Annotated in this window: 20 protein-coding genes; 15 read left to right on the forward strand and 5 right to left on the reverse strand. The window is 63.0% G+C overall.

Annotation, left to right across the window (positions count from 1 at the left end):
• Positions 1–2: 2 nt before the first annotated feature.
• The 5 genes from moaE to E5221_RS23750 form a co-directional block, all read right to left on the reverse strand.
• Positions 3–449, reverse strand: coding sequence for a molybdopterin synthase catalytic subunit MoaE (moaE, locus tag E5221_RS23730; RefSeq protein WP_013974144.1), 447 nt, complete (start codon positions 447–449; stop codon positions 3–5).
• Positions 450–451: 2 nt separating this feature from the next.
• Positions 452–697 (reverse strand): molybdopterin converting factor subunit 1, encoded by a 246-nt coding sequence (gene moaD, locus E5221_RS23735; RefSeq protein ID WP_003251777.1) that lies wholly within the window; start codon positions 695–697, stop codon positions 452–454.
• Positions 697–1,167, reverse strand: a complete 471-nt coding sequence (moaC, locus tag E5221_RS23740; protein ID WP_013974145.1) for a cyclic pyranopterin monophosphate synthase MoaC — start codon at positions 1,165–1,167, stop codon at positions 697–699. The genes moaD and moaC overlap by 1 nt, the downstream gene beginning before the upstream one ends.
• 116 nt (positions 1,168–1,283) lie before the next feature.
• The gene (locus E5221_RS23745) at positions 1,284–2,678 is read right to left on the reverse strand and encodes a PhoH family protein (RefSeq protein ID WP_013974146.1); all 1,395 of its coding nucleotides are present in this window, start codon (positions 2,676–2,678) and stop codon (positions 1,284–1,286) included.
• A 365-nt stretch (positions 2,679–3,043) separates the two neighbouring features.
• Positions 3,044–4,171, reverse strand: coding sequence for a polysaccharide deacetylase family protein (locus tag E5221_RS23750; protein ID WP_247846539.1), 1,128 nt, complete (start codon positions 4,169–4,171; stop codon positions 3,044–3,046).
• A 137-nt stretch (positions 4,172–4,308) separates the two neighbouring features.
• Here E5221_RS23750 and yaaA point away from each other — a divergent pair, with 137 nt between their 5' ends.
• The 15 genes from yaaA to E5221_RS23825 all read left to right on the forward strand — a co-directional run bounded on the left by yaaA (position 4,309) and on the right by E5221_RS23825 (position 23,574).
• Complete coding sequence (yaaA, locus tag E5221_RS23755) at positions 4,309–5,088, forward strand: peroxide stress protein YaaA (protein ID WP_061552453.1); 780 nt, start codon at positions 4,309–4,311, stop codon at positions 5,086–5,088.
• 866 nt (positions 5,089–5,954) lie between these two features.
• On the forward strand, positions 5,955–7,271 hold the full coding sequence (locus tag E5221_RS23760) for a UDP-glucose/GDP-mannose dehydrogenase family protein (protein ID WP_003257136.1): 1,317 nt from the start codon (positions 5,955–5,957) through the stop codon (positions 7,269–7,271).
• Between the two features lie 73 nt (positions 7,272–7,344).
• The gene (locus E5221_RS23765; protein ID WP_031324250.1) at positions 7,345–8,826 is read left to right on the forward strand and encodes a glycosyltransferase family 2 protein; all 1,482 of its coding nucleotides are present in this window, start codon (positions 7,345–7,347) and stop codon (positions 8,824–8,826) included.
• A 36-nt stretch (positions 8,827–8,862) separates the two neighbouring features.
• Positions 8,863–10,029, forward strand: a complete 1,167-nt coding sequence (locus E5221_RS23770; protein ID WP_013974151.1) for an alginate biosynthesis protein Alg44 — start codon at positions 8,863–8,865, stop codon at positions 10,027–10,029.
• 12 nt (positions 10,030–10,041) lie between these two features.
• A complete protein-coding gene (gene algK, locus E5221_RS23775; RefSeq protein WP_039613016.1) occupies positions 10,042–11,469 on the forward strand; it encodes an alginate biosynthesis TPR repeat lipoprotein AlgK in 1,428 nt (475 codons plus the stop codon).
• On the forward strand, positions 11,466–12,944 hold the full coding sequence (locus E5221_RS23780) for an alginate export family protein (RefSeq protein ID WP_003257139.1): 1,479 nt from the start codon (positions 11,466–11,468) through the stop codon (positions 12,942–12,944). Before algK ends, E5221_RS23780 begins: the two co-directional genes overlap by 4 nt.
• A 15-nt stretch (positions 12,945–12,959) precedes the next feature.
• On the forward strand, positions 12,960–14,519 hold the full coding sequence (gene algG, locus E5221_RS23785; RefSeq protein ID WP_039613017.1) for a mannuronan 5-epimerase AlgG: 1,560 nt from the start codon (positions 12,960–12,962) through the stop codon (positions 14,517–14,519).
• A gap of 13 nt (positions 14,520–14,532) precedes the next feature.
• Positions 14,533–15,975, forward strand: coding sequence for an alginate O-acetyltransferase (locus E5221_RS23790; RefSeq protein ID WP_039613018.1), 1,443 nt, complete (start codon positions 14,533–14,535; stop codon positions 15,973–15,975).
• 7 nt (positions 15,976–15,982) lie between these two features.
• Entirely contained in the window at positions 15,983–17,086 is a 1,104-nt protein-coding gene (locus tag E5221_RS23795; RefSeq protein WP_061303675.1) for a mannuronate-specific alginate lyase, read from the forward strand.
• Positions 17,087–17,268: 182 nt separating this feature from the next.
• Positions 17,269–18,726: an MBOAT family protein gene (locus E5221_RS23800; protein ID WP_247846540.1), complete on the forward strand. Its 1,458-nt coding sequence runs from the start codon at positions 17,269–17,271 to the stop codon at positions 18,724–18,726.
• 10 nt (positions 18,727–18,736) lie between these two features.
• Entirely contained in the window at positions 18,737–19,894 is a 1,158-nt protein-coding gene (locus E5221_RS23805; protein WP_025340586.1) for an alginate O-acetyltransferase, read from the forward strand.
• Positions 19,895–19,910: 16 nt separating this feature from the next.
• Positions 19,911–20,558: an alginate O-acetyltransferase AlgF gene (locus E5221_RS23810; protein ID WP_013974158.1), complete on the forward strand. Its 648-nt coding sequence runs from the start codon at positions 19,911–19,913 to the stop codon at positions 20,556–20,558.
• A 35-nt stretch (positions 20,559–20,593) separates the two neighbouring features.
• Positions 20,594–22,048: a mannose-1-phosphate guanylyltransferase/mannose-6-phosphate isomerase gene (locus E5221_RS23815; protein WP_024087718.1), complete on the forward strand. Its 1,455-nt coding sequence runs from the start codon at positions 20,594–20,596 to the stop codon at positions 22,046–22,048.
• Positions 22,049–22,145: 97 nt separating this feature from the next.
• On the forward strand, positions 22,146–22,610 hold the full coding sequence (locus E5221_RS23820) for a hypothetical protein (RefSeq protein WP_015271749.1): 465 nt from the start codon (positions 22,146–22,148) through the stop codon (positions 22,608–22,610).
• Positions 22,611–22,761: 151 nt separating this feature from the next.
• A complete protein-coding gene (locus E5221_RS23825; protein WP_061552458.1) occupies positions 22,762–23,574 on the forward strand; it encodes an SDR family oxidoreductase in 813 nt (270 codons plus the stop codon).
• Positions 23,575–23,703 lie beyond the last annotated feature (129 nt).

Raw genomic sequence — 23,703 nt, forward strand, 5'->3', positions numbered from 1 at the left:
ATCTACCAGCGCTCCGCCGCATCCTGATCACTCTGTTTCCCTTCCACCCACCGTGCCCCTTCCTGGGTATTTTCCTTCTTCCAGAACGGCGCCCGCGTCTTCAGATAGTCCATGATGAAGTTGCAGGCATCGAACGCCGCCTGCCGATGGGCACTGGCCACGCCGACGAACACGATCGGCTCACCCGGCTCGAGCGCACCGATGCGGTGCAGCACCTCCACCTTGAGCAACGGCCAGCGCTGCTCTGCCTCCACCACGATCTTGGCCAAGGCCTTTTCGGTCATGCCCGGATAGTGCTCGAGGAACATCCCCGCCACCTCGCGGCCATCGTTGAAATCCCGCACGTAGCCGACAAAACCGACCACCGCGCCCACACCGACATTGGCCGCGTGCATGGCATTGGTCTCGGCTCCCGGGTCGAACGCACCTTCCTGGACTCGCACAGCCATGTTCAGCCTCCGGTCACCGGCGGGAAGAACGCCACTTCATCGCCCTCTTCCAGCGGCTCATCGAGCTTGCACAGTTCTTCGTTGCGCGCACACATCAGGTTCTGCTCGGCCAGCACTTCATACTGCCCGCCCTTGGCCACCAAGGCCTGGCGCACATCGTCGAGCACCTTGAACGCACCCTCCACCCGCTCGGCATCCACGCCCAACAATTCGCGGTAACGGGCGAAGTACATCACCTTGACCTTCATCACGCCTCCACCTTGTAGTGGCCACTCTTGCCGCCAAGCTTTTCCAGCAGGCGCACCTGCTCGATGACCATACCTTTATCCACAGCCTTGCACATGTCATAGATCGTCAGCGCAGCCACGCTGGCGGCGGTCAGCGCCTCCATCTCCACGCCGGTCTGCCCGGCCAGCTTGCAGCGGGCGACGATACGCACGGCGTCCTGCCCCTCGGCACTCAGCTCGACCTTGACGCTGGTCAGCATCAGCGGGTGGCACAGCGGGATCAGTTCGCTGGTCTTCTTCGCCGCCTGGATCCCGGCAATGCGCGCCACGGCGAACACGTCGCCCTTGGGGTGTTCACCGTCGACGATCATCTGCAAGGTCTGCGGCAACATGCGCACCCGCGCCTCGGCGGTGGCCTCACGCTCGGTCACGGCCTTTTCAGTGACGTCGACCATGTTGGCCCGCCCCTGGGAATCAAGATGTGTCAGCACTGCTCTGCTCCTGTGAAGGGAACTCGCAGTGTAAACCTGTGAGTCAGGTTTGAGCAGAGGGGTGCGTCAACCGTGCCCGCGAAAAAGCCGGGCGGCGAACCGCCCGGCGGAGAGGGTTACAGATGCGACTCGGCGTACTCGGCCAGCACCGAGCGTGGCACGCCCTGCAGGGTGATGTGCACGCCATGGGGGAAGTCCTTGAAGCGCTCGGTCAGGTAGGTCAGGCCCGAGCTGGTCGCGGACAGGTAGGGGGTATCGATCTGCGCCAGGTTGCCCAGGCAGACCACCTTGGACCCGGAGCCGGCACGGGTGATGATGGTTTTCATCTGGTGCGGCGTCAGGTTCTGGCACTCGTCGATCAGGATCAGGCTCTGCTGGAAGCTACGGCCACGGATGTAGTTCAGTGACTTGAACTGCAACGGCACGCGCTCGAGGATGTACTCGACGCTGCCATGGGTGCTTTCGTCATCCATGTGCAAGGCTTCGAGGTTGTCGGTGATGGCGCCCAGCCAAGGTTCCATCTTCTCGGCCTCGGTGCCCGGCAGGAAGCCGATCTCCTGGTCCAGCCCCTGCACACTGCGGGTGGCGATGATGCGCCGGTAGCGCTTGCTTACCATGGTCTGTTCGATGGCTGCGGCCAGGGCCAGGATGGTCTTGCCGGAACCGGCGGCGCCGGTCAGGTTGACCAGGTGGATATCCGGGTCAAGCAGGGCGAACAACGCCAGGCTCTGGTGGATGTCCCGCGGTTTCAAGCCCCAGGCTTCCTGGTGCAGCAGCGGTTCCTGGTGCAGGTCCAGCAACAGCAGTTCGTCGTTGCGGATACCCTTGATCCAGCCTACGAAGCCCTGTTCATCGATGATGAACTCGTTGACGTGAACCGCCGGCAGGTTGTCGATCAATTGCACGCGGTGCCAGGTGCGGCCGCGCTCCTGGCGGGTATCGACCTTGCTCACCCGGTCCCAGAACGAGCCGGTGACCGAATGGTAGCCCTTGGACAGCAAGGACACGTCATCGACCAGTTGGTCGGTACTGTAGTCCTCGGCCGCGATGCCACAGGCACGTGCCTTCAGGCGCATGTTGATGTCTTTGGTGACCAGCACAACATCCAGGTCGGTGCGCCGGGCCCGTACTTCGAGCAACTGGTTGATGATGATGTTGTCGTTGAGGTTTTCCGGCAGCAGCTTGTTCGGCTCGTTGCGCGGAGTCATCAGGATGGACAGGAAGCCCTTGGGCCCGCTCTTGCCACGCTGGATCGGCACACCCTGCTCGACATCGCTGGGCGAGGCGTCACCAAGGGTCTGGTCGATGAGGCGAATGGCCTGGCGGCATTCGGCGGCGATGGTCTGTTTGCCGGTCTTGAGCTTGTCGAGTTCCTCCAGCACCGTCATCGGGATGGCGACATGGTGCTCCTCGAAGTTCAGTAACGCGTTGGGGTCGTGAATCAGGACGTTGGTATCGAGCACATACAGGATAGGCTTGCTGGAGGAAGGGTTGCGTCCTTGGTCATCCATACTCGGTCACCTTATGTCGAAGCCACACGGCGTGGTCTGTTACGCCGCAGAGTGACTGCCGCTGTCCCCGTATCCGCGTTGTTACGGGCGGGAAGCGAACCTGGCTAGGTGGGCCTGGATGACGCCACCTGTGCTGCAGGAATCGGCTGTCTGGTTTCTTCATACCGCAAAAATGATGACTAAAAAAAGTCTTTTTACGCGTAGGTGAAGTTTATTTTTCCAAATGACGAACAGGGGTTGGCGAGGGGGCGCGTGAGGACTACAGTCAAAAATCAGGCTGCCATTGCAGGGGCTATCGCCAGCAAGCCATGCACGGTACCTGTGGGAGCCGGCTTGCCGGCGATGGGCGGCGCAGCAGCCCCCTCTCACTCCCGGTTGGCATATCCTTGGCAGTCTTCCCAACCAATCCCGCTCTGCGCCGTATTGCGCAACAACCACTCCACCGCCGGCTGCGCCTTGGGCAGGCTGTCATGGAACTGGATCACGCCCTTGCGCCACAGCAGCATCAAGGTCAGCACCCGCTGGGCAGAGGCCTCGGCGCTCAGTGCGCCATCATCCTGGGCATCGATGTCCCACAACGACACCTGCAACTGCTGGCTGGCCATGAACGCCTCGCCATCGGCCCGGCGCTGCCCGTAGGGCGGCCGAAACAACGGTACATACTGCTCCGGCAAGTCGGCCTGCACCCGAGCCTGGCTGCGCCGCAATGAATCCTGCCAGTCTGTCCACTGCGCATGGGAGCGGTACTCCCAACCCTGAATCCCCACGCAATGCCCACGATAGAGCTGGCGCAAGGCATCTGTCGCACCGGCGTCGCGGCGTTGCTGCAGGCGGTTGCCGAGCACGAAGAACGTGCCTTCAAGCTTTTGCCGGCGCAGGTAATCAGCCAGCAGGTCGGTACTGCCGCCCTTCGACCCGGGGCCACCGACGAAAGTCAGCAGGAACATGCGATCGTTCAGTTCATCCCCATTGCGCTCGCGTGAGGACAACCGCTCCACCTCGCTGCTGGTCTGTGGCAGCAACGCAGCCTTGCGCAGTTGTTCGTCCAGATACCGCACATGGAACTGGTGGCTCGGCTCGATCCAGCCCGTGTAGAACGTGCCGACATCGGCAGCGAACGTCGCTGCCTGCGTGCGCAACTCCGCCATCGACGTAACCGGATAGCAGAACGACGCATCCTGCTCGCAACTGCGCTGCGCCTGTTGATAACCTTCCCACAACCGCTGCCACATGCGCGCCCGCACCAGGCGCACCTTCTGCAGGTTGACCTGCCGTAGCCCCAAGCGTGCCGCCAGCGCCGCGTCGTCCAGCAGTTCGCTTTCGTGCAGCACCTGGGCGAACGAGAGGATCTCGGCTCGCGAGGCCACATCGAACAACGCCGGGCTGTCCAGTTTTTCGGGCCACAGGCTGCGGTCCAGGCTTACCTGGGTTGAAGGGGCGGCTTGCACAGCCAGGCTCAGCAGAGCGGCCAGCAAGGCAAAGGCAATACGCACGGTTGAAGGCTCCGCAACGGCGAAACGCGCACTATAGCCTCTGCACCGGCCATGGTCTGTGACTATCGTCGGCATAGTTTGGACTTGCACCGTCCAGCCCGTAGAATTCCCGGCCAACGATGCCAGGAGCCGACCCGATGCTGACGGTGATTTCACCCGCCAAGACCCTCGACTACGACACCCCGCCGGTGACCGAGCGTTTCACCCTGCCCCAGTACCTGGACGACTCTCAGGAGCTGATCCAGCAGTTGCGCGACCTGTCGCCAGCACAGATCAGCGAACTGATGCACCTGTCCGACAAGCTCGCCGGCCTGAATGCCGCGCGCTTCGGCAGCTGGACCCCGGACTTCACCCCGGCCAATGCCAAGCAAGCGCTGCTGGCGTTCAAGGGTGACGTGTATACCGGCCTCGACGCCGAAAGCCTGGGCGAGGACGATTTCAGCTACGCCCAGCAGCACTTGCGCATGCTTTCGGGCCTGTATGGCCTGCTGCGCCCGCTCGACCTGATGCAACCTTACCGCCTGGAAATGGGCACCAAGCTGGCAAACGCCCGCGGCAAGGATCTGTACGCTTTCTGGGGCACACGCATCAGCGAATGGCTGAACCAGGCCTTGGCCGAACAGGGCGATGACGTGCTGCTGAACTTGGCCAGCAACGAGTATTTCAGCGCGGTGAAGCGCAGTGCGCTCAAGGCCCGGGTGATCAACGTCGACTTCAAGGACCTGAAGAACGGCCAGTACAAGATCATCAGCTTCTACGCCAAGAAAGCCCGCGGCATGATGAGCCGCTTCGTGATCCAGCAGCGCATCAGCGACCCGGAGCAGCTCAAGCAGTTCGATGTGCAGGGGTACTACTACAGTGCCGAACAGTCGAAGCCGGACCACCTGGTGTTCCTGCGGGATCATCCTTCCGAGTGATCCTGTCACGCCCCCTTCGCGGCTAAAGCCGCTCCCACATGTACTTCACTGAACTCAAGATCAGTGCAAAACCTGTGGGAGCGGCTTTAGCCGCGAAGAGGCCAGCAGCCATTACGCACCTCCCCTGCCCCGCAACAGGGCACGCTTCATATCGCCATCACGCCACAAATCCGACGCCAAAAAAACGACACACCGCAACTTATAGCCAAGCGCCATAAGACCGTTCGTAGCTTTTTTGACGAATTTTTCAAAATATTTTTCGATGCTGGCATAAAAATATCTCGCAACAGTTTCGCCCTTTATATATCGGGGCAAAACCCCCGAGTGCTATCAGATTGAAATTGTCCGCCACTGAAAAAATATTTAGAAATCTTTCATCCGCGCCGAACCCACCCCGGAACTTCTGCTACGACGAATCGCTCATAGTGCCGTAACGATTTTCCTGCCCTCGGGCTGTGAGAGATGACTTACAGATGACAACGGCAGGTATCCACTACCCGCCCCAACAACTTCGACAGGTATGACGGGAATCCCCGAAAACCCTGTCCATGCAGGAGAGACGCGTCCCTTTCAATTCGTCCTAGTGGTTGATTTCAAAGGATTTTTCCACTTGAAAAAACAAGCACAGCAAAGCGCCACGTAGCGCCTTGCAATAAAGACGGCTGCATTCCAGGGCACGTTTTTTAATTAATGGCTTTTTACTGCCACATTTGAGTGCATAACTTTTTGCGCTCCGGATTTATTTTGCCTGCGCTCGGCGAAGTGTGCATTTCGCCATGGATCCGTGCGCCCGAAAACTGTTGTTAATCAACCCAGTCCGGCTCTCTCCGGAGGTGCCGACGTGATAAACACATGAGGTGATAGCGATGCGTATCAGCATCTTTGGTTTGGGTTATGTAGGTGCGGTCTGTGCAGGCTGCCTGACGGCGCGAGGCCATGAAGTGATCGGTGTGGACGTGTCCAGCACCAAGATCGACCTGATCAATCAGGGCAAGTCGCCCATCGTCGAACCTGGCCTGGAAGCACTGCTGCAACAGGGCATCGCCAACGGCCGCCTGCGCGGTACTACCGATTTCGCCGAAGCCATCCGTGCCAGCGACGTATCGATGATCTGCGTGGGTACCCCAAGCAAGAAGAACGGCGACCTGGGCCTTGAGTACATCGAATCGGTGTGCCGCGAAATCGGCTACGTGCTGCGTGACAGCGAGCGCCGCCACACCATCGTGGTACGCAGCACCGTGCTGCCGGGCACCGTGAAGAACGTGGTGATCCCGATCCTCGAAGACTGCTCGGGCAAGAAAGCCGGCGTCGACTTCGGCGTTGCGGTCAACCCGGAATTCCTGCGTGAAAGCACCGCGATCAAGGACTACGACCAGCCACCGATGACCGTCATCGGCGAACTGGACAGCGCCAGCGGCGACATCTTGCAGGCCCTGTACGAAGAGCTCGACGCACCGATCATCCGCAAGCCGATCGAAGTGGCCGAGATGATCAAGTACACCTGCAACGTGTGGCACGCCACCAAGGTCACCTTCGCCAACGAGATCGGCAACATCGCCAAGGCCGTAGGCGTGGATGGCCGTGACGTGATGGACGTGGTCTGCCAGGACAAAGTGCTGAACCTGTCCCAGTACTACATGCGCCCTGGCTTCGCCTTCGGCGGCTCGTGCCTGCCCAAGGATGTGCGCGCCCTCACCTATCGCGCCGCCAGCCTCGATGTACGCGCACCGCTGCTCGACTCGCTGATGCGCAGCAACGAATCGCAGGTGCAGAACGCCTTCGAGCTGATCGAAGCCCACGACAAGCGCAAGGTCGCCCTGCTCGGTCTGAGCTTCAAGGCCGGCACCGACGACCTTCGTGAAAGCCCGCTGGTGGAACTGGCCGAACGCCTGATCGGCAAGGGCTACCAGCTGGATATCTACGACGAGAACGTCCAGTACGCCCGCGTACACGGCGCCAACAAGGACTACATCGAGTCGAAGATCCCGCACGTGTCGTCGCTGCTCAACGCCGACTTCCAGAAGGTGATCGACAACGCCGACATCATCGTCCTGGGCAACCGTGACGAGCAGTTCCGTGCACTGGCCCAGCAAGCGCCGGCCGGCAAGCACGTGATCGACCTGGTCGGTTTCATGAGCAAACCGACCTGCGCTACCAGCCGCACCGAAGGCATCTGCTGGTAAGTGCTGGCCGGGCAGCGGGGGCCTCCCCACCCCCGCTGCCCACCTTTTCCCGAATTCTCGACGGATGCTGAACATGCAAAGGATCCAGACAGTGCTGTTGCAGTGCGCCGGTTGGCTGCTCTACGTGAGTCTGCTCATGCTGATCGCCCTGGCCCTGCCAGCCGATATCTTCGACTCGCAGTCGAAGCACTTCATCTTCCTGGTCGGCGCAGTCGGCATCTGGCGCTATTCCATGGGCGCCACCCATTTCATCCGCGGCATGATCTTCCTCTACGGCGTATACCCGTACCTGCGCCGCAAGGTTCAGAAAATGGGCAAGGACGCCGACCCGTCCCACGTGTACCTGATGGTGACCAGCTTCCGCATCGAAGCACTCACCACCGCCCAGGTGTACAGCTCGGTGATCCGCGAGGCGATCAACTGTGGCTTCCCCACCACCGTGGTCTGTTCGCTGGTGGAGATGTCGGACGAACTGCTGGTGAAAAGCCTGTGGGCCAAATACAACCCGCCAGCCCACGTGAAACTGGACATCGTGCGCATCGCCGGTACCGGCAAGCGTGACGGCCTGGCCTACGGTTTCCGTGCGATCTCGCGCATGCTGCCGGACGAGAACGCCGTGGTGGCAGTAATCGACGGTGACACCGTGCTGGGCGATGGCGTGGTACGCAAGACCGTGCCGTGGTTCAAGCTGTTCCCCAACGTCGGCGGCCTGACCACCAACGAGTTCTGCGAAGTGCGTGGCGGCTACATCATGAGCGAGTGGCACAAGCTGCGCTTCGCCCAGCGCCACATCAACATGTGCTCGATGGCCCTGTCCAAGCGCGTGCTGACCATGACCGGACGCATGTCGATGTTCCGCGCCAGCGTGGTGACCAACCCCGAATTCATCGCCGACGTCGAAAGCGACTCGCTGATGCACTGGCGCCTGGGCCGCTTCAAGTTCCTCACCGGTGACGACAAGTCCAGCTGGTTCAGCCTGATGCGCCTGGGCTACGACACCTTCTACGTGCCGGACGCCGCCATCAACACGGTCGAGCACCCGCCGGAGAAGAGCTTCCTCAAGGCCAGCCGCAAGCTGATGTACCGCTGGTACGGCAACAACCTGCGGCAGAACTCCCGCGCGCTTGGCCTGGGCCTGCGCCGCCTGGGGCTGTTCACCAGCATCGTGCTGTTCGACCAGCGCGTGTCGATGTGGACCAGCCTGCTGGGCCTGACCGTGGCGGTGATCGCCAGCCTCAAGTTCGGCCTGGGCTTCCTGCTGGTGTATCTGCTGTGGATCGGCATCACCCGCCTGATCCTCACCATCATGCTGCTGTGCTCCGGCCACAACGTAGGCCCGGCCTACCCGCTGATTCTCTATTACAACCAGATCATCGGCGCGCTGATGAAGATCTACGTGTTCTTCCGCCTCGACAAGCAGTCCTGGACGCGTCAGCCCACTGCCCTCAAGCGTGACCTCGCCAGCTTTCAACAATGGTTCAACACCTGGTCCTCGCGGACCATGACCTTCTCGGCTGCCAGCATCTTCGTTGCTGTGCTGTTCATGGTCGTGTGAGCCCAACCCGGATCGGAACTAACAGGAACAAACCACATGAATACCGCCGTGAACGTCAACGTCGTGCATGAGTCCGAAGCCCAGCGCCAGCATGCCCGGGTACGCATCCCCGCCAAGCTGCGGTTCCTCGACCCTCAGCGCCAGGCCCACGATGTGAAGGTCGACGACCTCTCCGCCGGTGGCCTGAGTTTCCACACCAAGCAACAACTGTCGGTTGGCGACGTGCTCCGCGGGCGGCTGCAGTTCACGGTCGACAACCTCGGCCTGTCGATGGACATCGAGTTCCAGGTGCGCTCCTACAATCCGGGCAGTGGCCGTACCGGCGCGCAGTTCCAGAACCTCGAGCTCCGCGACATCGCCACGCTGCGCCACATCATCACCTCGCACCTGTCGGGTGAGCTGATCACTGCCGGCGATGTGCTCAGTACCCTGCAGCGCGACAACTTCACCAAGGCGCGCAAGCAGAAGGACGGCGGTGCCGGCCTGAGCGCGTTCGGCCGTCTCAAGGCGGTCACCGTCACCCTCGGCGTGTTCGTGGTCGGTGTCGCCGCCTTCGGCTTCATCGCCAAGTCGCTGTACGGCATGTACTTCGTCAGCCATGCCGAAGCCGGCGTGGTCGCGGTACCCACCACCAACGTCACCATGCCGCGCGACGGCACCGTGAACAGCCTGGTCGAAAGCGGTGGGCAGATCGCCAAGGGCGCGCCACTGGCCAGTTTCACCACCAGCATGCTGGACATGCTCAAGGGCAACCTGGAAGACGCACAGCTGGAGCCGGCGAAGATCGAGGAACTGTTCGGCAAGCAGTTGTCCGGCACCCTCACCAGCCCGTGTGATTGCGTGGTTGCCCGCCAGCTGGTGGACAACGGCCAGTACGCCGCCAAGGGCCAGCCGATCTTCCAGCTGATCCCGCGCACCACCAACCCGATGGTCGAGGCGCGCTTCACCTACCGCCAGTTCGACGAGGTCAAGCCAGGCACCCGCGTCAACTTCCAGGTAGCCGGCGAAGACGAAGTGCGAACCGGCCAGATCGTCAGCAGCGCCAGCCTCAACAGCGAAGACCTGGCCGCCGACATCCGCGTGCAGATCAAGCCCGACAGCGCCCTGCCCGCCGAACTCGCCGGTCGCCCGGCTTCGGTCAACAGCGACCGTGGCCCATCGCTGAACTGGCTGATCGACAAAGCCATGGCCCGTGGGCTGTAAGAGGATCACGACATGATTCCCCACAAGAAAAGCGCCAGCCTGGGCCTGTGTGCCCTGGCTGCAGCCATCACCCTGGCCGGCTGTGCAGGCCTGCCCGACCAGCGCCTGGCCAACGAAGCCATGAAGCGCGGTGACACGGCACTGGCCGAGCGCAACTACAAGGCGCTGGCCGACCTGGGCTACAGCGAAGCGCAAGTGGGCCTGGCCGACATCAAGGTCGCCACCCGCGACCCGGCGAAAATCAAGGAAGCCGAGGCCACCTACCGCGCCGCGGCCGCCATCTCGCCGCGTGCCCAGGCGCGCCTTGGCCGCCTGCTGGTGGCCAAGCCCGACAGCACCCAGGCCGAGCGCGAAGAAGCCGAAACCCTGCTCAAGCAAGCCGCCAAGCAGGGCGAAAGCAACACCCTGATCCCGCTGGCGATGCTCTACCTGACCTACCCGCAGAGCTTCCCCAAGGTCAACGCGCAGCAGCAGATCGACCAGTGGCGCGCCGCCGGTAACCCGGAAGCGGGCCTGGCCCAGGTGCTGCTGTACCGCACCCAGGGCACCTACGACCAGCACCTGGGCGAAGTGGAGAAAATCTGCAAGGCCGCCCTGAACACCACCGACATCTGCTACGTCGAGCTGGCCACCGTGTACCAGAAGCGTGGCCAGGCCGACCAGCAGGCTGCCCTGCTCGGCCAGCTCAAGGCTGCCTACGCCCGTGGCGCAGTGCCGGCCACCCGGGTCGACAGCGTTGCCCGGGTACTGGCTGACCGCAGCCTCGGCCAGACCGACGAAAAAACCGCCAAGGACCTGCTCGAGCAGGTGGCCCCGGCCAACCCGGCGTCCTGGGTCAGCCTGGCGCAACTGGTGTACGACTTCCCCGAGCTGGGCGATACCGACCAGCTGATGGCCTACATCGACAAGGGCCGCGAAGCCGAACAGCCACGCGCCGAACTGTTGCTGGGCCGCCTGTACTACGAAGGCAAGACCGTGCCTGCGGACGCGGCCAAAGCCGAAGAACACCTGCAGGCTGCCGCCGACGCCGGCGAAGTCAGCGCCCATTACTACCTGGGCCAGCTGTACCGCCGCGGCTACCTGGGCAATGTCGAGCCGCAGAAGGCCGTCGACCACCTGCTGGCCGCCGCCCGTGGCGGACAGAACAGCGCCGACTACGCCTTGGCCCAGCTGTTCAGCGAAGGCCACGGCATTCGCCCGCAGCCGGGCAACGCCTGGGTATTCGCCCAGCTCGCCCAGGCCAACCCGTCGCCGCAATCCGCTGAACTGCTGCAGCAGCTCGACCAGCAACTTACGCCTGACCAGCGCAGCCAGGCCCAGCAACTGCTGGCACAAGAGAAGCAGGCGCGCGGCAGCATGGCGCAAGGTGCCAACAGCACCCTGGCCATCGAAGCCCTGCAAGACGACGAAAAAGAAGTAACCGGTGAGGACTCGCTATGACGCTCAATCCCTTCGTGAAAGCTGGCATCGGCCTGAGCTTCGCCCTGCTGTGGTCCTGCCCGACCCTGGCGGAAATGACCGCTGAAAAGAACTTCGGCCTGGATGTGAAGATCACCGGCCAGTCGGAAGACGACCGTGACCTGGGCACCCGCTCCGGCGGCGACGTCAACGGCCTCGGTCTTGATCTGCGCCCCTGGGTATATGGCGAGCGTGGCAACTGGAGCGCCTATGCCATGGGCCAGGCAGTCACCGCCACCGACACCATCGAAACCGACACCCTGCGCCAGAACGACGACGGCACCACCACCGACACCGCCGCCGACGGCCGCGAACAAGACAAGAGCTACCTGGCCATGCGCGAATTCTGGGTCGGCTACAGCGGCCTGACCGCCTACCCCGGCGAGCAGCTGCGTTTCGGCCGCCAGCGCCTGCGCAGCGACGATGGCATGTGGCGTGACACCAATATCGAGGCGCTGAACTGGACCTTCGACACCACCCTGCTCAAGGCCGACCTGGGCGTGGCCCAGCGCTTCAGCGAATACCGCACCGACCTCACCGAGCTGGCCCCGGAAGACAAGGACCGCACGCACCTCTACGGCAACGTCGCCACGCAGTGGACCCCTGGCCACTGGGTCGGCGTACGCGCCCACCACACCCACGACGGCGGCAGCCTGAAGAACCCGGGCGAAACCGTCGATGCGCTGGACAAGACCCGCACCGGCGACCTCACCTGGCTGGGCCTGGAAGCGAACAGCGACGCCTACAACTGGCGCAACGACCACACCGTCAACTACTGGGGCAGCGTCACCTGGCTGACCGGTGACCGCGACACCCTCAGCAGCCAGGTCGTCGGTGACGAAACCGTGGCCACCGGCAAGCAGAGCGGTGACGTCAACGCCTGGGCCACCGACCTCGGCATCCGCCTGCGCCTCGACCCGCAATGGCAGGTCGGTGCGGCCTACGCCCGTGGCAGCGGCGGTGGTGGCGACGACGGTTCGAGCAACTACGAGCAGACCGGCCTGGAGAGCAACCGCTCCAACTACACCGGCACCCGTTCGCGCGTGCACCGCTTCGGTGAAGCCTTCCGTGGCGAGCTGGGCAACCTGCAGGCGGCCACCCTGTTCGCCTCCTGGCAGCTGCGCGACGACTACGACGCCAGCTTCATCTACCACAAGTTCTGGCGCGTCGATGGCAACCAGAACATCGGTTCCAGCGGCATCAACGCGGTGGTCAACGACAACGGTGTGAACCGCCCGCTGGTCGATGGTGAAAAAGACCTTGGCCAGGAAATGGACGTGGTCGTGACCAAGTACTTCAAGCAAGGCCTGCTGCCGGCTTCGATGAGCCAGGCCATCGACGAGCCATCTGCCCTGGTGCGCCTGCGCGCCGGTGTGTTCAAGCCGGGTGACGCCTACGGCAAGGAAGCGGACTCGTACATGCACCGCGCCTTCGTCGACGTGATCTGGCGCTTCTGAGGCCGGGAGACCCTGATGAACCTTCACCCGCACTTACGTCACAGCCTCCTGGCCAGCGCCCTGCTGCTGGCCAGTGGCCTGGTCGCTGCCGCAGAGCCCCAGGTGATCGCCAAGGAACTGCAGCAGGCCAAGACCTACACGGTCTCCAGTGCACCGGTCGAGCCGCTGCACATGGACCCGCCGAAGCTGCCTGACCTGACCGGCTACACCGCCGAGGCGGTGCAGAAGAAAATCGACCGTCGCCACAAAGGCAAGGTCAGCCTGCGCCGCATGTTCCAGGAGGACACCCTCAAGGAATTCGTCGGCGGCGACAACAAGGCGGCCGAGTGGGTCCAGCGCCAGCATGGCATTCCGCAGGCGATCTTCGTCGATGACGGCCATGTCGACCTGGTCGAGCTGAGCAAGAAGGTACCCAAGCAGTACCTCAGCGAAGTCGAGCCAGGGGTCTACCTGGCGCGCCTGCCGATCGTGGTCGGGCAGAAGGGCATCCTCGAGATCGACGGCAAGGTCAAGCAACTGCGCCTGTCCCAGGAAGGCGGTTCGTTCCTGGTCAACGACGGCAAGCTGTTCGTCACCGACACCCAGGTGACCGGCTGGCGGGAAAAGGAAAACGGCCCGGCGACCTTCCGCTCGCCCAAGGAGTTCCGCCCGTTCCTGCTGTCGTGGGGCGGTACCGAGACCTACATCGTCAACACCAAGATGGCCAGCTTCGGCTACGCCAAGTCCAAGTCGTACGGCGTGAGCATCTCGCAGTACACGCCGAACATGGCCAAGCGCATGGGCCGCCCGGAACCCACCGGCTGGATCATCGGCTCCGAGTTCAGCGACATGTGGTACGGCTTCTACTGCTACGAAACCCAGGACTTCGTGGTCAAGGACAGCACCTACCGCGACAACATCGTCTACGGCATCGACCCGCACGACCGCTCGCACCGGCTGATCATCGCCGGCAACACGGTGTACGGCACCAAGAAAAAGCACGGCATCATCGTTTCGCGTGAGGTCAACGACAGCTGGATCATCAACAACAAGAGCTTCGACAACAAGCTCTCGGGCGTGGTGATCGACCGTAACAGCGTCAACAACCTGATTGCCTACAACGAGATCTACCGCAACCACACCGACGGCATCACCCTGTACGAAAGTGGCGACAACCTGATCTGGGGCAACAAGCTGATCAACAACCGCCGCCACGGCATCCGCGTGCGTAACAGCGTGAACATCCGCCTGTACGAGAACGTCGCAATGGCCAACGGCCTGGTCGGCGTGTACGGCCACATCAAGGACCTGTCCAACACCGACCGCGACATCGCCCTCGACCCGTTCGACACCAAGGTGTCGCTGATCCTGGTCGGTGGCGAACTGGCGGCCAACGGCTCGGGCCCGCTGTCGATCGACTCGCCGCTGTCGGTCGAGCTCTACAAGGTATCCATGCTCGCCCCGCGCAAGGCCAACGGCATCAGCCTCAACGGCATCCTCGGCGAACGCCAGGACGAAATCCTCGACCTGCTGGTACGCCAGCAAAAGGCTGTGCTGATCGACCCGGTCGAACGCCAGACCGAAATGATCGATTAAGGAAGCCCAGACCATGACTCCACATCTGATGAAACTGCTGGGCCTGTCCGCCGCCCTTCTGGCGATCAGCCAGGGCGTGCGCGCCGAAGACGTCAAGGCCCCCACCTTCAGCGCCGAGCCTTGCTGCCAACTGTGCCCTGAAGCGCATGACCCAAGCCGCTACACCACCCGTTACCAGCAGAACTTCACCACGCTGGTGCAGGCCCAGGGCGACTGGCTGTTCCGTACCCGCGAAGACCTGCGCACCGAGTTCAATACCACCCCGGCCGGCTACAAGCGCCTGCAGCAAGTGCACGACGCGTTCAAGAAGCGCGGCGTGGAACTGGTGGTGGTGTACCAGCCGACCCGTGGCCTGGTGAACCGCAACATGCTCAACCCGGCGGAAAAGGCGGCCTTCGACTACCAGAAGGCCCTGGGCAACTACCAGGCCATGCTCAAGCGCTTTGCCAGCATGGGCTACAACGTGCCCGACCTGTCGCCGCTGACCAACGAACAGCTGGCCGCTGCCGACCAGGGCAAGGACTTCTACTTCCGTGGCGACCAGCACTGGACGCCTTATGGCGCCGAGCGCGCAGCCAGGATCGTGGCCGATACCGTGCACAAGATGCCGGCCTTCGAAGGCATCCCGCGCAAGGAATTCGAAACGAAAAAGTCCGGGCGCATGGGCAAGACCGGCACCCTGCATAACGTGGCCGGCCAGCTGTGCGGCACCAGCTATGCCGTCCAGTACATGGACCAGTTCGCCACCGAGCCGAAAGGTTCCACCGGCGGCGGCGACGACCTGTTCGGTGACGGCGGCAACGCGCAGATCACCCTGGTCGGCACCAGCCACAGTGGCAAGAACTACAACTTCTCCGGCTTCCTCGAGCAGTACATTGGCGCCGACGTGCTCAACGTGGCCTTCCCTGGTGGTGGCCTGGAAGGTTCGATGATCCAGTACCTGGGCAGCGAGGAGTTCCAGAAGAACCCGCCGAAGATCCTGATCTGGGAATTCTCCCCGCTGTATCGCCTGGACCAGGAAACCATCTGGCGGCAAATCCTTGGCCTGCTCGACGACGGCTGCGATGACCGCCCGGCCCTGATGAGCGCCAGCGCCACCCTCAAGCCCGGCAAGAACGAGCTGATGGTCAATGGCAAGGGCGGCGTGATCAAAGACCTGATCAACCGCAACATGCAGATGGACATCAAGTTCGAAGACCCGTCGGTGAAGGTGCTGCAGGCGACCCTCTGGTACCTCAACGGCCGCCACGAGGACATCAAGCTGGAAAAACCGGAAACCTCCGACACCGACGGCCGCTTCGTCTTCCAGATGCGCGAAGACGAGGACTGGGCCAGCCAGAGCCTGCTGGCGTTCGAGGTGCAGGGGCCGGAAAGCGGTACCCAGAAGGTCGAAGCCAAGCTCTGCAAACGCAACAACTTCGCCGTGCCTGCGCAGACCGCGCAGGCCGGCCAGTGAGGCGACCATGATCCCGTTCAAGCGAATTTCCCGCCCCGCCCTGCTTGCCCTGGCGTTGTGCGGCGGTGCCGCGCACGCCGCGCTGGTACCGCCCCAGGGTTACTACGAGGGGATCGAAAAGCTCAAGACCGGCGACGGCAACTTCCGCTGCGAAGCTGCCCCCAAACCGTATACCGGTGCCCTGCAGTTCCGCAGCAAGTACGAAGGCTCGGACAAGGCGCGGGCAACACTCAACGCCGCCTCGGAAAAGGCCTTTCGCAAGTCCACCGAAGACATCACCACCCTTGAGAAAGGCGTGAGCAAGATGATCGGCCAGTACATGCGTGACGGCCGCCCGGCGCAACTCGACTGCACCCTGGCCTGGCTGGGCAGCTGGGCCCGCGCCGATGCGCTGATGTCCACCGACTACAACCACACCGGCAAGTCTATGCGCAAATGGGCGCTGGGCAGCATGAGTGGTTCGTGGCTGCGCCTGAAGTTCTCCAATTCGCAGCCGTTGGCCGCGCACCAGGCCGAGGCCGAGCTGATCGAAAAATGGTTCGCCCGCCTGGCCGAGCAGACCGTGCGCGACTGGAGCGACCTGCCACTGGAGAAGATCAACAACCACAGCTACTGGGCTGCCTGGGCGGTAATGGCCACCGCCGTGGCCACCGACCGTCGCGACCTGTTCGACTGGGCCGTGAAGGAATACAGGGTTGGCGCCAACCAGGTAGACGAGCAGGGCTTCCTGCCCAACGAACTGAAGCGCAAGCAACGCGCCCTGGCCTACCACAACTACGCCCTGCCGCCGTTGACGATGATCGCCAGCTTCGCCCAGGTCAATGGCGTGGACGTGCGCGGCGAGAACAACAACGCCCTGCAGCGCCTGGCGCAGCGGGTGCTGAACGGGTCGAAGGACCCCAGCGCGTTCAAGGCCCGCAATGGCGAGAAACAGGACATGAAAGACCTGAAGATCGACAGCAAGTACTCGTGGATGGAGCCCTATTGCAGCCTGTATGCGTGCAGTGGCGACACCCTGCAGCGCAAGCGCGGTATGCAGCCGTTCAACAGCTTCCGGCTGGGCGGCGACCTGACCCGGGTCTATGACCCGAGCGCGGAATCGAAAAAGTAACGTAAAACCCCTGTGGGAGCGGGTTTACCCGCGAAAAGGCCAGACCTGCCATGTGCGGTGCCTGTGCCGGCCTCTTCGCGGGTAAACCCGCTCCCACAGGAATCTAGGTAGCCCGCCACGAACATGTGGGGGGTTTGGGGGGCGCTTTGCCCCGGATGCTGTGAACAAAAAGGAGAACCGGGATGGTCTTCTCGTCCAACGTGTTCCTGTTCCTGTTCTTGCCGATCTTCCTCGGCCTGTACTACTTGAGCGGGCAACGCTATCGCAACCTGCTGCTGCTGATCGCCAGCTACATCTTCTACGCCTGGTGGCGGGTCGACTTCCTCGCCCTGTTCGCCGGCGTGACCCTGTGGAACTACTGGATCGGCCTGAAAGTCGGCGCCGCCGGTGTGCGCACCAAGCCCGCGCAGCGCTGGCTGCTGCTCGGCGTCGGTGTGGACCTGGCGATTCTCGGCTACTTCAAGTACGCCAACTTCGGCGTCGACAGCCTCAACGCGATCATCTCCTCGTTCGGCCTGGAGCCGTTCATCCTCACCCACGTGCTGCTGCCGATCGGTATCTCGTTCTACATCTTCGAGTCGATCAGCTACATCATCGACGTCTACCGCGGCGACACCCCGGCCACCCGCAACCTGATCGACTTCGCGGCGTTCGTGGCGATCTTCCCGCACCTGATCGCCGGCCCCGTGCTGCGCTTCAAGGACCTGGTCGACCAGTTCAACAACCGCACCCACACCCTGGACAAGTTCTCCGAAGGCTGCACCCGCTTCATGCAGGGCTTCATCAAGAAAGTGTTCATCGCCGACACCCTGGCGGTAGTGGCCGACCACTGCTTCGCCCTGCAGAACCCGACCACCGGGGATGCCTGGCTCGGCGCTTTGGCCTACACCGCGCAGCTGTACTTCGACTTCAGTGGCTACAGCGACATGGCCATCGGCCTGGGCCTGATGATGGGCTTCCGCTTCATGGAGAACTTCAAGCAGCCGTACATCAGCCAGTCGATCACCGAGTTCTGGCGGCGCTGGCACATCAGCCTGTCGACCTGGCTGCGCGACTACCTGTACATCACCCTGGGCGGTAACCGCAAAGGCACCTTCAACACCTACCGCAACCTGTTCCTGACCATGCTGCTGGGTGGCCTGTGGCACGGCGCCAACTTCACCTACATCATCTGGGGCGCCTGGCACGGCATGTGGCTGGCCATCGAGCGCGCGCTGGGCATCGACACCAACCCCCAGCGTTTCAACCCGGTGAAGTGGGCATTCACCTTCCTGCTGGTGGTGGTCGGCTGGGTGATCTTCCGTGCCGAGAACCTGGAAGTGGCCGGTCGCATGTACGGCGCCATGTTCAGCTTCGGCGACTGGCAGCTGTCGGAACTCAACCGTGCCCAGCTCACCGGCCTGCAGGTAGCCACCCTGGTGGTCGCCTACATCACCCTGGCGTTCTTCGGCCTGCGCGACTTCTACCGCAACGCCCGGCCAACGCCCAAGGCCACCCCGGTGCAGGTCAACAGCGACGGTTCGATCGGCCTGGACTGGCCCCGGGTGATGACCCGCGCCCTGGTGCTGCTGCTGTTCGTAGCCTCGATCCTCAAGCTTTCGGCGCAGAGCTACTCGCCGTTCCTCTACTTCCAGTTCTGAGGTTGATGACATGACCCGGACATTACGCATTACCTATTCGCTGTCGTTCCTCGGCCTGCTGGTGGGCATGGGCGTCTGGTCCACCGGTGGCCTGCAAAGCTTCCAGCGTACCGAGCAGATGACCCTGCTCAACGGCAAGCTGGCCAAGGCCGCCGAGACCCACTACGACGAGCAGTTCCCGATCAAGCGCCTGGGCACCAACCTTTGGGCGGCGATGGACTTCAAGCTGTTCAACGAAGGCCGCCCTGGCGTGGTGCTGGGCCGCGACCAGTGGCTGTTCAGTGACGAAGAGTTCAAGCCCACCGCCGGTGCCGAGCAGCTGATGCAGGAAAACCTGGCGCTGATCCGTGGCGTGCGCGACACCCTGCAGCAGCACGGCAGCCAGCTGGTGCTGGCGATCGTGCCGGCCAAGGCGCGGGTGTACGCCGAGTACCTGGGCAAGGAACTGCCGACCAGCCTGCATGACGACCTGTACAACCAGTTCCATGCCCAGGCACGCCAGGCCAACGTGTTCGCCCCGGACCTGATGGCACCCATGGAGCAGGCCAAGGCCCGCGGCCAGGTGTTCCTGCGCACCGACACCCACTGGACGCCGATGGGCGCCGAAGTGGCGGCGCAGGCACTGGCCGAAGCGGTCAACCGCCAGAGCCTGCTCAACGGCGACCCGCAGGCGTTCATCACCGAAGCCGGCAGCACCGCGCCATACAAGGGCGACCTGACCAACTTCCTGCCACTGGACCCGCTGTTCAGCAACCTGCTGCCAGCCCCGGACAACCTGCAGCAACGCACCACTCGCCCGGTCGAGGCCGAAGGTGAAGCCGGTGACGCACTGTTCGCCGACACGCAGATCCCGGTTGCGCTGGTGGGTACCAGCTACAGCGCCAATCCGCACTGGAACTTCCTCGGTGCGCTGCAGCAGGCCCTGCGCAGCGACGTGGCCAACTACGCCGAAGACGGCCATGGCCCGCTACTGCCGATGCTCAAGTACCTGCAAAGCGATGCCTTCAAGAACGCCGCACCCCAGGTGGTGGTGTGGGAATTCCCAGAACGTTATCTGCCAATGAAGAACGACCTCAGCAGCTTCGATCCACAGTGGATCGCCCAGCTGAAGAACACCCGTAAATCCGAAGAAAACCTGGCTTTGTCGTCCACCCGGACTAACCACTAATCAGAGGAACATACATATGACTACCAAGACTTCCATTGCCAAAGCTCTCACCCTCGCTGCCGGCCTGTCCCTGGCCTCCATGCAGGCCTTCGCCGGCGCCGACGCCGCGCTGTATGGCCCGAGCGCGCCGAAAGGCTCGACCTTCGTGCGCCTTTACAACGCTTCCAGCGCACCGGCGGCAGCTTCGGTCGGCAACACCCAGATCAAACAGGTTGGTGCACAGGGCAGCAGTGACTTCAGCTTCCTGCCAGGGGGTGACTACACCGCTCAGGTCGGTGGCAAGAGCGTGCCGGTCAAGCTGGCTGCGGACAAGTACTACACCCTGGTCAACAGCGCCAGCGGCAACCCGCAGTTGATCGAAGAGCCGCCGTTCAAGAACAAGCAGAAAGCCCTGGTTCGCGTGCAGAACCTGAGTGACCAGCAACTGACCCTGAAGACCGCCGACGGCAAGACCGAAGTGGTCAAGCCGGTGGCCGCCAACGGCCGCGGCGAACGCGAAATCAACCCGGTCAAGGTCAACCTGGCGCTGTTCCAAGGAGACAAGAAAGTGGGTGACGTCAAACCCGTCGCCCTGGAGCGCGGCGAAGCCGCAGTGCTGTACGTAACGGGTTCCGGCAACGCCTTGTCGCCGGTGTGGGTAACTCGCCCCGTGGCTAGCAACTGATTCCCCTGCCTCTCAACGACTATTGGAGAAACATGATGATCCCGGTAATTCTTTCTGGTGGTAGCGGTTCCCGTCTGTGGCCTCTGTCGCGAAAGCAGTTCCCCAAGCAGTTCCTGGCCCTGACCGGTGAACACACACTGTTCCAGCAAACCCTCGAGCGCCTGGTGTTCGAAGGCATGGACACGCCGATCGTGGTCTGTAACAAGGACCACAAGTTCATCGTCCAGGAGCAACTGGCCGCGCTGAAGCTGGAAACCCAAGGCATCCTGATGGAACCGTTCGGCCGCAATACCGCGCCGGCCGTGGCCATGGCTGCCATGAAACTGGTCAACGAAGGCCGCGACGAGCTGATGCTGGTGCTGCCCGCCGACCACGTGATCGATGACCAGAAGGCTCTGCAACGCGCCCTAGCCCTGGCCACCGTGGCCGCCGAGCGTGGCGAGATGGTGCTGTTCGGCGTGCCGGCGACCAAGCCGGAAACCGGCTACGGCTACATCCGTTCCAGCCAGGACGCCCTGCTGCCTGAAGGCGTGGCGCGCGTGGCGCAGTTCGTCGAGAAGCCCGACGAAAAACGCGCCGCCGAGTTCGTCCAGGCCGGCGGCTACTTCTGGAACAGCGGCATGTTCCTGTTCCGTGCCAGCCGCTTCCTCGAAGAGCTGAAAAAGCACGACGGCGACATCTACGACACCTGCGTGCTGGCCCTGGAGCGCAGCCAGGAAGACGGTGATGTGCTGAGCATCGACGAAGCCACCTTCGCCTGCTGCCCGGACAACTCCATCGACTACGCGGTGATGGAAAAGACCCAGCGCGCCTGCGTGGTGCCGATGTCGGCTGGCTGGAGCGACGTGGGCTGCTGGTCGTCGCTGTGGGAAGTGCACGAGAAGGACGACAACGGCAACGTCACCAAGGGCGATGTGGTGGTGCAGGACAGCCACAACTGCATGATCCACGGCAACGGCAAGCTGGTGTCGGTGATCGGCCTGGAGAACATCGTGGTGGTCGAGACCAAGGACGCCATGATGATTGCCCACAAGGACAAGGTCCAGGGCGTCAAGCAGATGGTCAAGACCCTCGACGAGCAGGGCCGCAGCGAAACCCAGAACCACCTGGAAGTGTATCGCCCGTGGGGCTCGTACGACTCGGTGGACATGGGCGGCCGCTTCCAGGTCAAGCACATCACCGTCAAGCCGGGCGCCAGCCTGTCGCTGCAGATGCACCACCACCGTGCCGAGCACTGGATCGTGGTGTCCGGCACCGCCGAGGTGACCTGTGACGAGAACGTGTTCCTGCTGACCGAGAACCAGTCCACCTACATCCCGATCGCATCGGTGCACCGCCTGCGCAACCCGGGCAAGATCCCGCTGGAGATCATCGAAGTGCAGTCCGGCAGCTACCTCGGCGAGGATGACATCGAGCGCTTCGAGGATGTTTACGGGCGTACCTCCACTCCGATCGAACGGGGTGTTTCGGTGAAGACCATCGCGCAGTAATGCAACCCTGGGGCCGCTTTGCGGCCCCGCTTTTTGAGCCACTCTCCATTTCGGGCTACGATGGTCAGACCCCGCGCAATCAAGGTCTGCACGTCCCATGATCATCGGTGCCTTCCTCATCCTCACCTGGCTGGTGCTGCTGTTGCGCTACCCGGCCAAGGCCCTGCCGATCTCGCTGGCTGCCGTTTGTGGCCTGGGCCTGGTGGCCCTGTTCGTCGTCTGGCAGGACACCCGCGAAACCTCGCAACTGGCCCGCCTGGACCTGCGCCTGACCTACGCCCCCGAACACTGCCCCGCCGACCGCGCCCTGCAGGTACGCATGAAGAATGGCAATGACGTGCCGCTGACCGAGTTGCGCTGGCGGGTGGCGGCGTATGCGCCGGGCGATACCGTGAACCTGGCGGAGAACACCTACAACGCCCCGCGCTACCGTGGGCCGGGTGAGCTGCAGCCAGGGGCCGAGTGGAAGGACTGCCTGCCACTGCCGCCACTGCGCTCCGGGTACAGGCCGCAGACCCTGGAGTTTCGTGCAGAGCATCTGCAAGGTACGTTTGCCAACTAATGTATCGCCTGTGCCGGCCTCTTCGCGGGTAAACCCGCTCCCACACGGACTACACAGGTCTCAAATTCTGTGGGGTACCTGTGGGAGCGGGTTTACCCGCGAAGAGGCCGGCACAGGAAAAACCAATCCTCACTGACAACAGGCCCCAACCATGCCCACCGTCCTGATCACCGGTTGTTCCAGCGGCATCGGCCGCGCCTTGGCCGACGCCTTCCGCGATGCCGGCCACCACGTCTGGGCTACCGCCCGCAAACCTGAGGATGTCGAGCAACTGAACGCCGCCGGCTTCACCGCCCGGCAACTTGATGTGAACGACAGCGAGGCGCTGGCCCGCCTGGCCGAGGAACTGGTAAACCTCGATATCCTGATCAACAACGCCGGCTACGGCGCCATGGGCCCGCTGCTCGATGGTGGTGTGGATGCCCTGCGCCAGCAGTTCGAAACCAATGTATTCGCCGTGGTCGGCGTTACCCGCGCATTGTTCCCCCAGCTACGCCGCTCACGGGGCCTGGTGGTGAACATCGGCAGCGTATCAGGCGTGCTGGTCACGCCATTCGCCGGCGCCTACTGCGCCTCGAAAGCCGCCGTGCATGCCCTGAGCGATGCCTTGCGCCTGGAGCTGGCGCCGTTTGGTGTGCAGGTTATGGAAGTGCAGCCAGGGGCGATTGCCTCGCAGTTCGCCAGCAATGCCCAGCGCCAGGCCGAGCAGGTGCTGGCGACGGATTCGGCGTGGTGGCCGTTGCGCGAGCATGTGCAGGCACGGGCACGGGCTTCGCAGGACAAGCCCACCTCGGCGGCGGTGTTTGCCCAGGGCGTGTTGGCAGCGGTCGGGAAGTCGCCGGTGCCGGCGGTGGTGCGGTTGGGGAACGGCAGTACGGCGTTGCCGTTGATGGCCCGGTTACTGCCGCGGCGGGTGCTGGATTGGGCGTTGCGCAAGCGGTTTGGCCTGCTGCGCCCGCTCTGATCGAATGGTTACCTGTGCTGGCCTCTTCGCGGGTAAACCCGCTCCCACAGGTACCCCACAGAATTTGAGTCCTGTGCGATACCTGTGGGAGCGGGTTTACCCGCGAAGAGGCCGGTACAGGCAAAACAG

The organism is Pseudomonas sp. A2 (assembly GCF_023100865.1).
Taxonomy (GTDB): Bacteria; Pseudomonadota; Gammaproteobacteria; order Pseudomonadales; family Pseudomonadaceae; genus Aquipseudomonas; species Aquipseudomonas asiatica.

Bases quoted from the DNA above. Each gene is read 5' to 3' on its own strand.
- moaE (WP_013974144.1), bottom strand. From the start codon at position 449: ATGGCTGTGCGAGTCCAGGAAGGTGCGTTCGACCCGGGAGCCGAGACC.
- moaD (WP_003251777.1), bottom strand. From the start codon at position 697: ATGAAGGTCAAGGTGATGTACTTCGCCCGTTACCGCGAATTGTTGGGC.
- E5221_RS23745 (WP_013974146.1), bottom strand. From the start codon at position 2,678: ATGGATGACCAAGGACGCAACCCTTCCTCCAGCAAGCCTATCCTGTAT.
- yaaA (WP_061552453.1), top strand. From the start codon at position 4,309: ATGCTGACGGTGATTTCACCCGCCAAGACCCTCGACTACGACACCCCG.
- E5221_RS23760 (WP_003257136.1), top strand. From the start codon at position 5,955: ATGCGTATCAGCATCTTTGGTTTGGGTTATGTAGGTGCGGTCTGTGCA.
- E5221_RS23765 (WP_031324250.1), top strand. From the start codon at position 7,345: ATGCAAAGGATCCAGACAGTGCTGTTGCAGTGCGCCGGTTGGCTGCTC.
- E5221_RS23770 (WP_013974151.1), top strand. From the start codon at position 8,863: ATGAATACCGCCGTGAACGTCAACGTCGTGCATGAGTCCGAAGCCCAG.
- algK (WP_039613016.1), top strand. From the start codon at position 10,042: ATGATTCCCCACAAGAAAAGCGCCAGCCTGGGCCTGTGTGCCCTGGCT.
- E5221_RS23780 (WP_003257139.1), top strand. From the start codon at position 11,466: ATGACGCTCAATCCCTTCGTGAAAGCTGGCATCGGCCTGAGCTTCGCC.
- algG (WP_039613017.1), top strand. From the start codon at position 12,960: ATGAACCTTCACCCGCACTTACGTCACAGCCTCCTGGCCAGCGCCCTG.
- E5221_RS23790 (WP_039613018.1), top strand. From the start codon at position 14,533: ATGACTCCACATCTGATGAAACTGCTGGGCCTGTCCGCCGCCCTTCTG.
- E5221_RS23795 (WP_061303675.1), top strand. From the start codon at position 15,983: ATGATCCCGTTCAAGCGAATTTCCCGCCCCGCCCTGCTTGCCCTGGCG.
- E5221_RS23800 (WP_247846540.1), top strand. From the start codon at position 17,269: ATGGTCTTCTCGTCCAACGTGTTCCTGTTCCTGTTCTTGCCGATCTTC.
- E5221_RS23805 (WP_025340586.1), top strand. From the start codon at position 18,737: ATGACCCGGACATTACGCATTACCTATTCGCTGTCGTTCCTCGGCCTG.
- E5221_RS23810 (WP_013974158.1), top strand. From the start codon at position 19,911: ATGACTACCAAGACTTCCATTGCCAAAGCTCTCACCCTCGCTGCCGGC.
- E5221_RS23815 (WP_024087718.1), top strand. From the start codon at position 20,594: ATGATCCCGGTAATTCTTTCTGGTGGTAGCGGTTCCCGTCTGTGGCCT.
- E5221_RS23820 (WP_015271749.1), top strand. From the start codon at position 22,146: ATGATCATCGGTGCCTTCCTCATCCTCACCTGGCTGGTGCTGCTGTTG.
- E5221_RS23825 (WP_061552458.1), top strand. From the start codon at position 22,762: ATGCCCACCGTCCTGATCACCGGTTGTTCCAGCGGCATCGGCCGCGCC.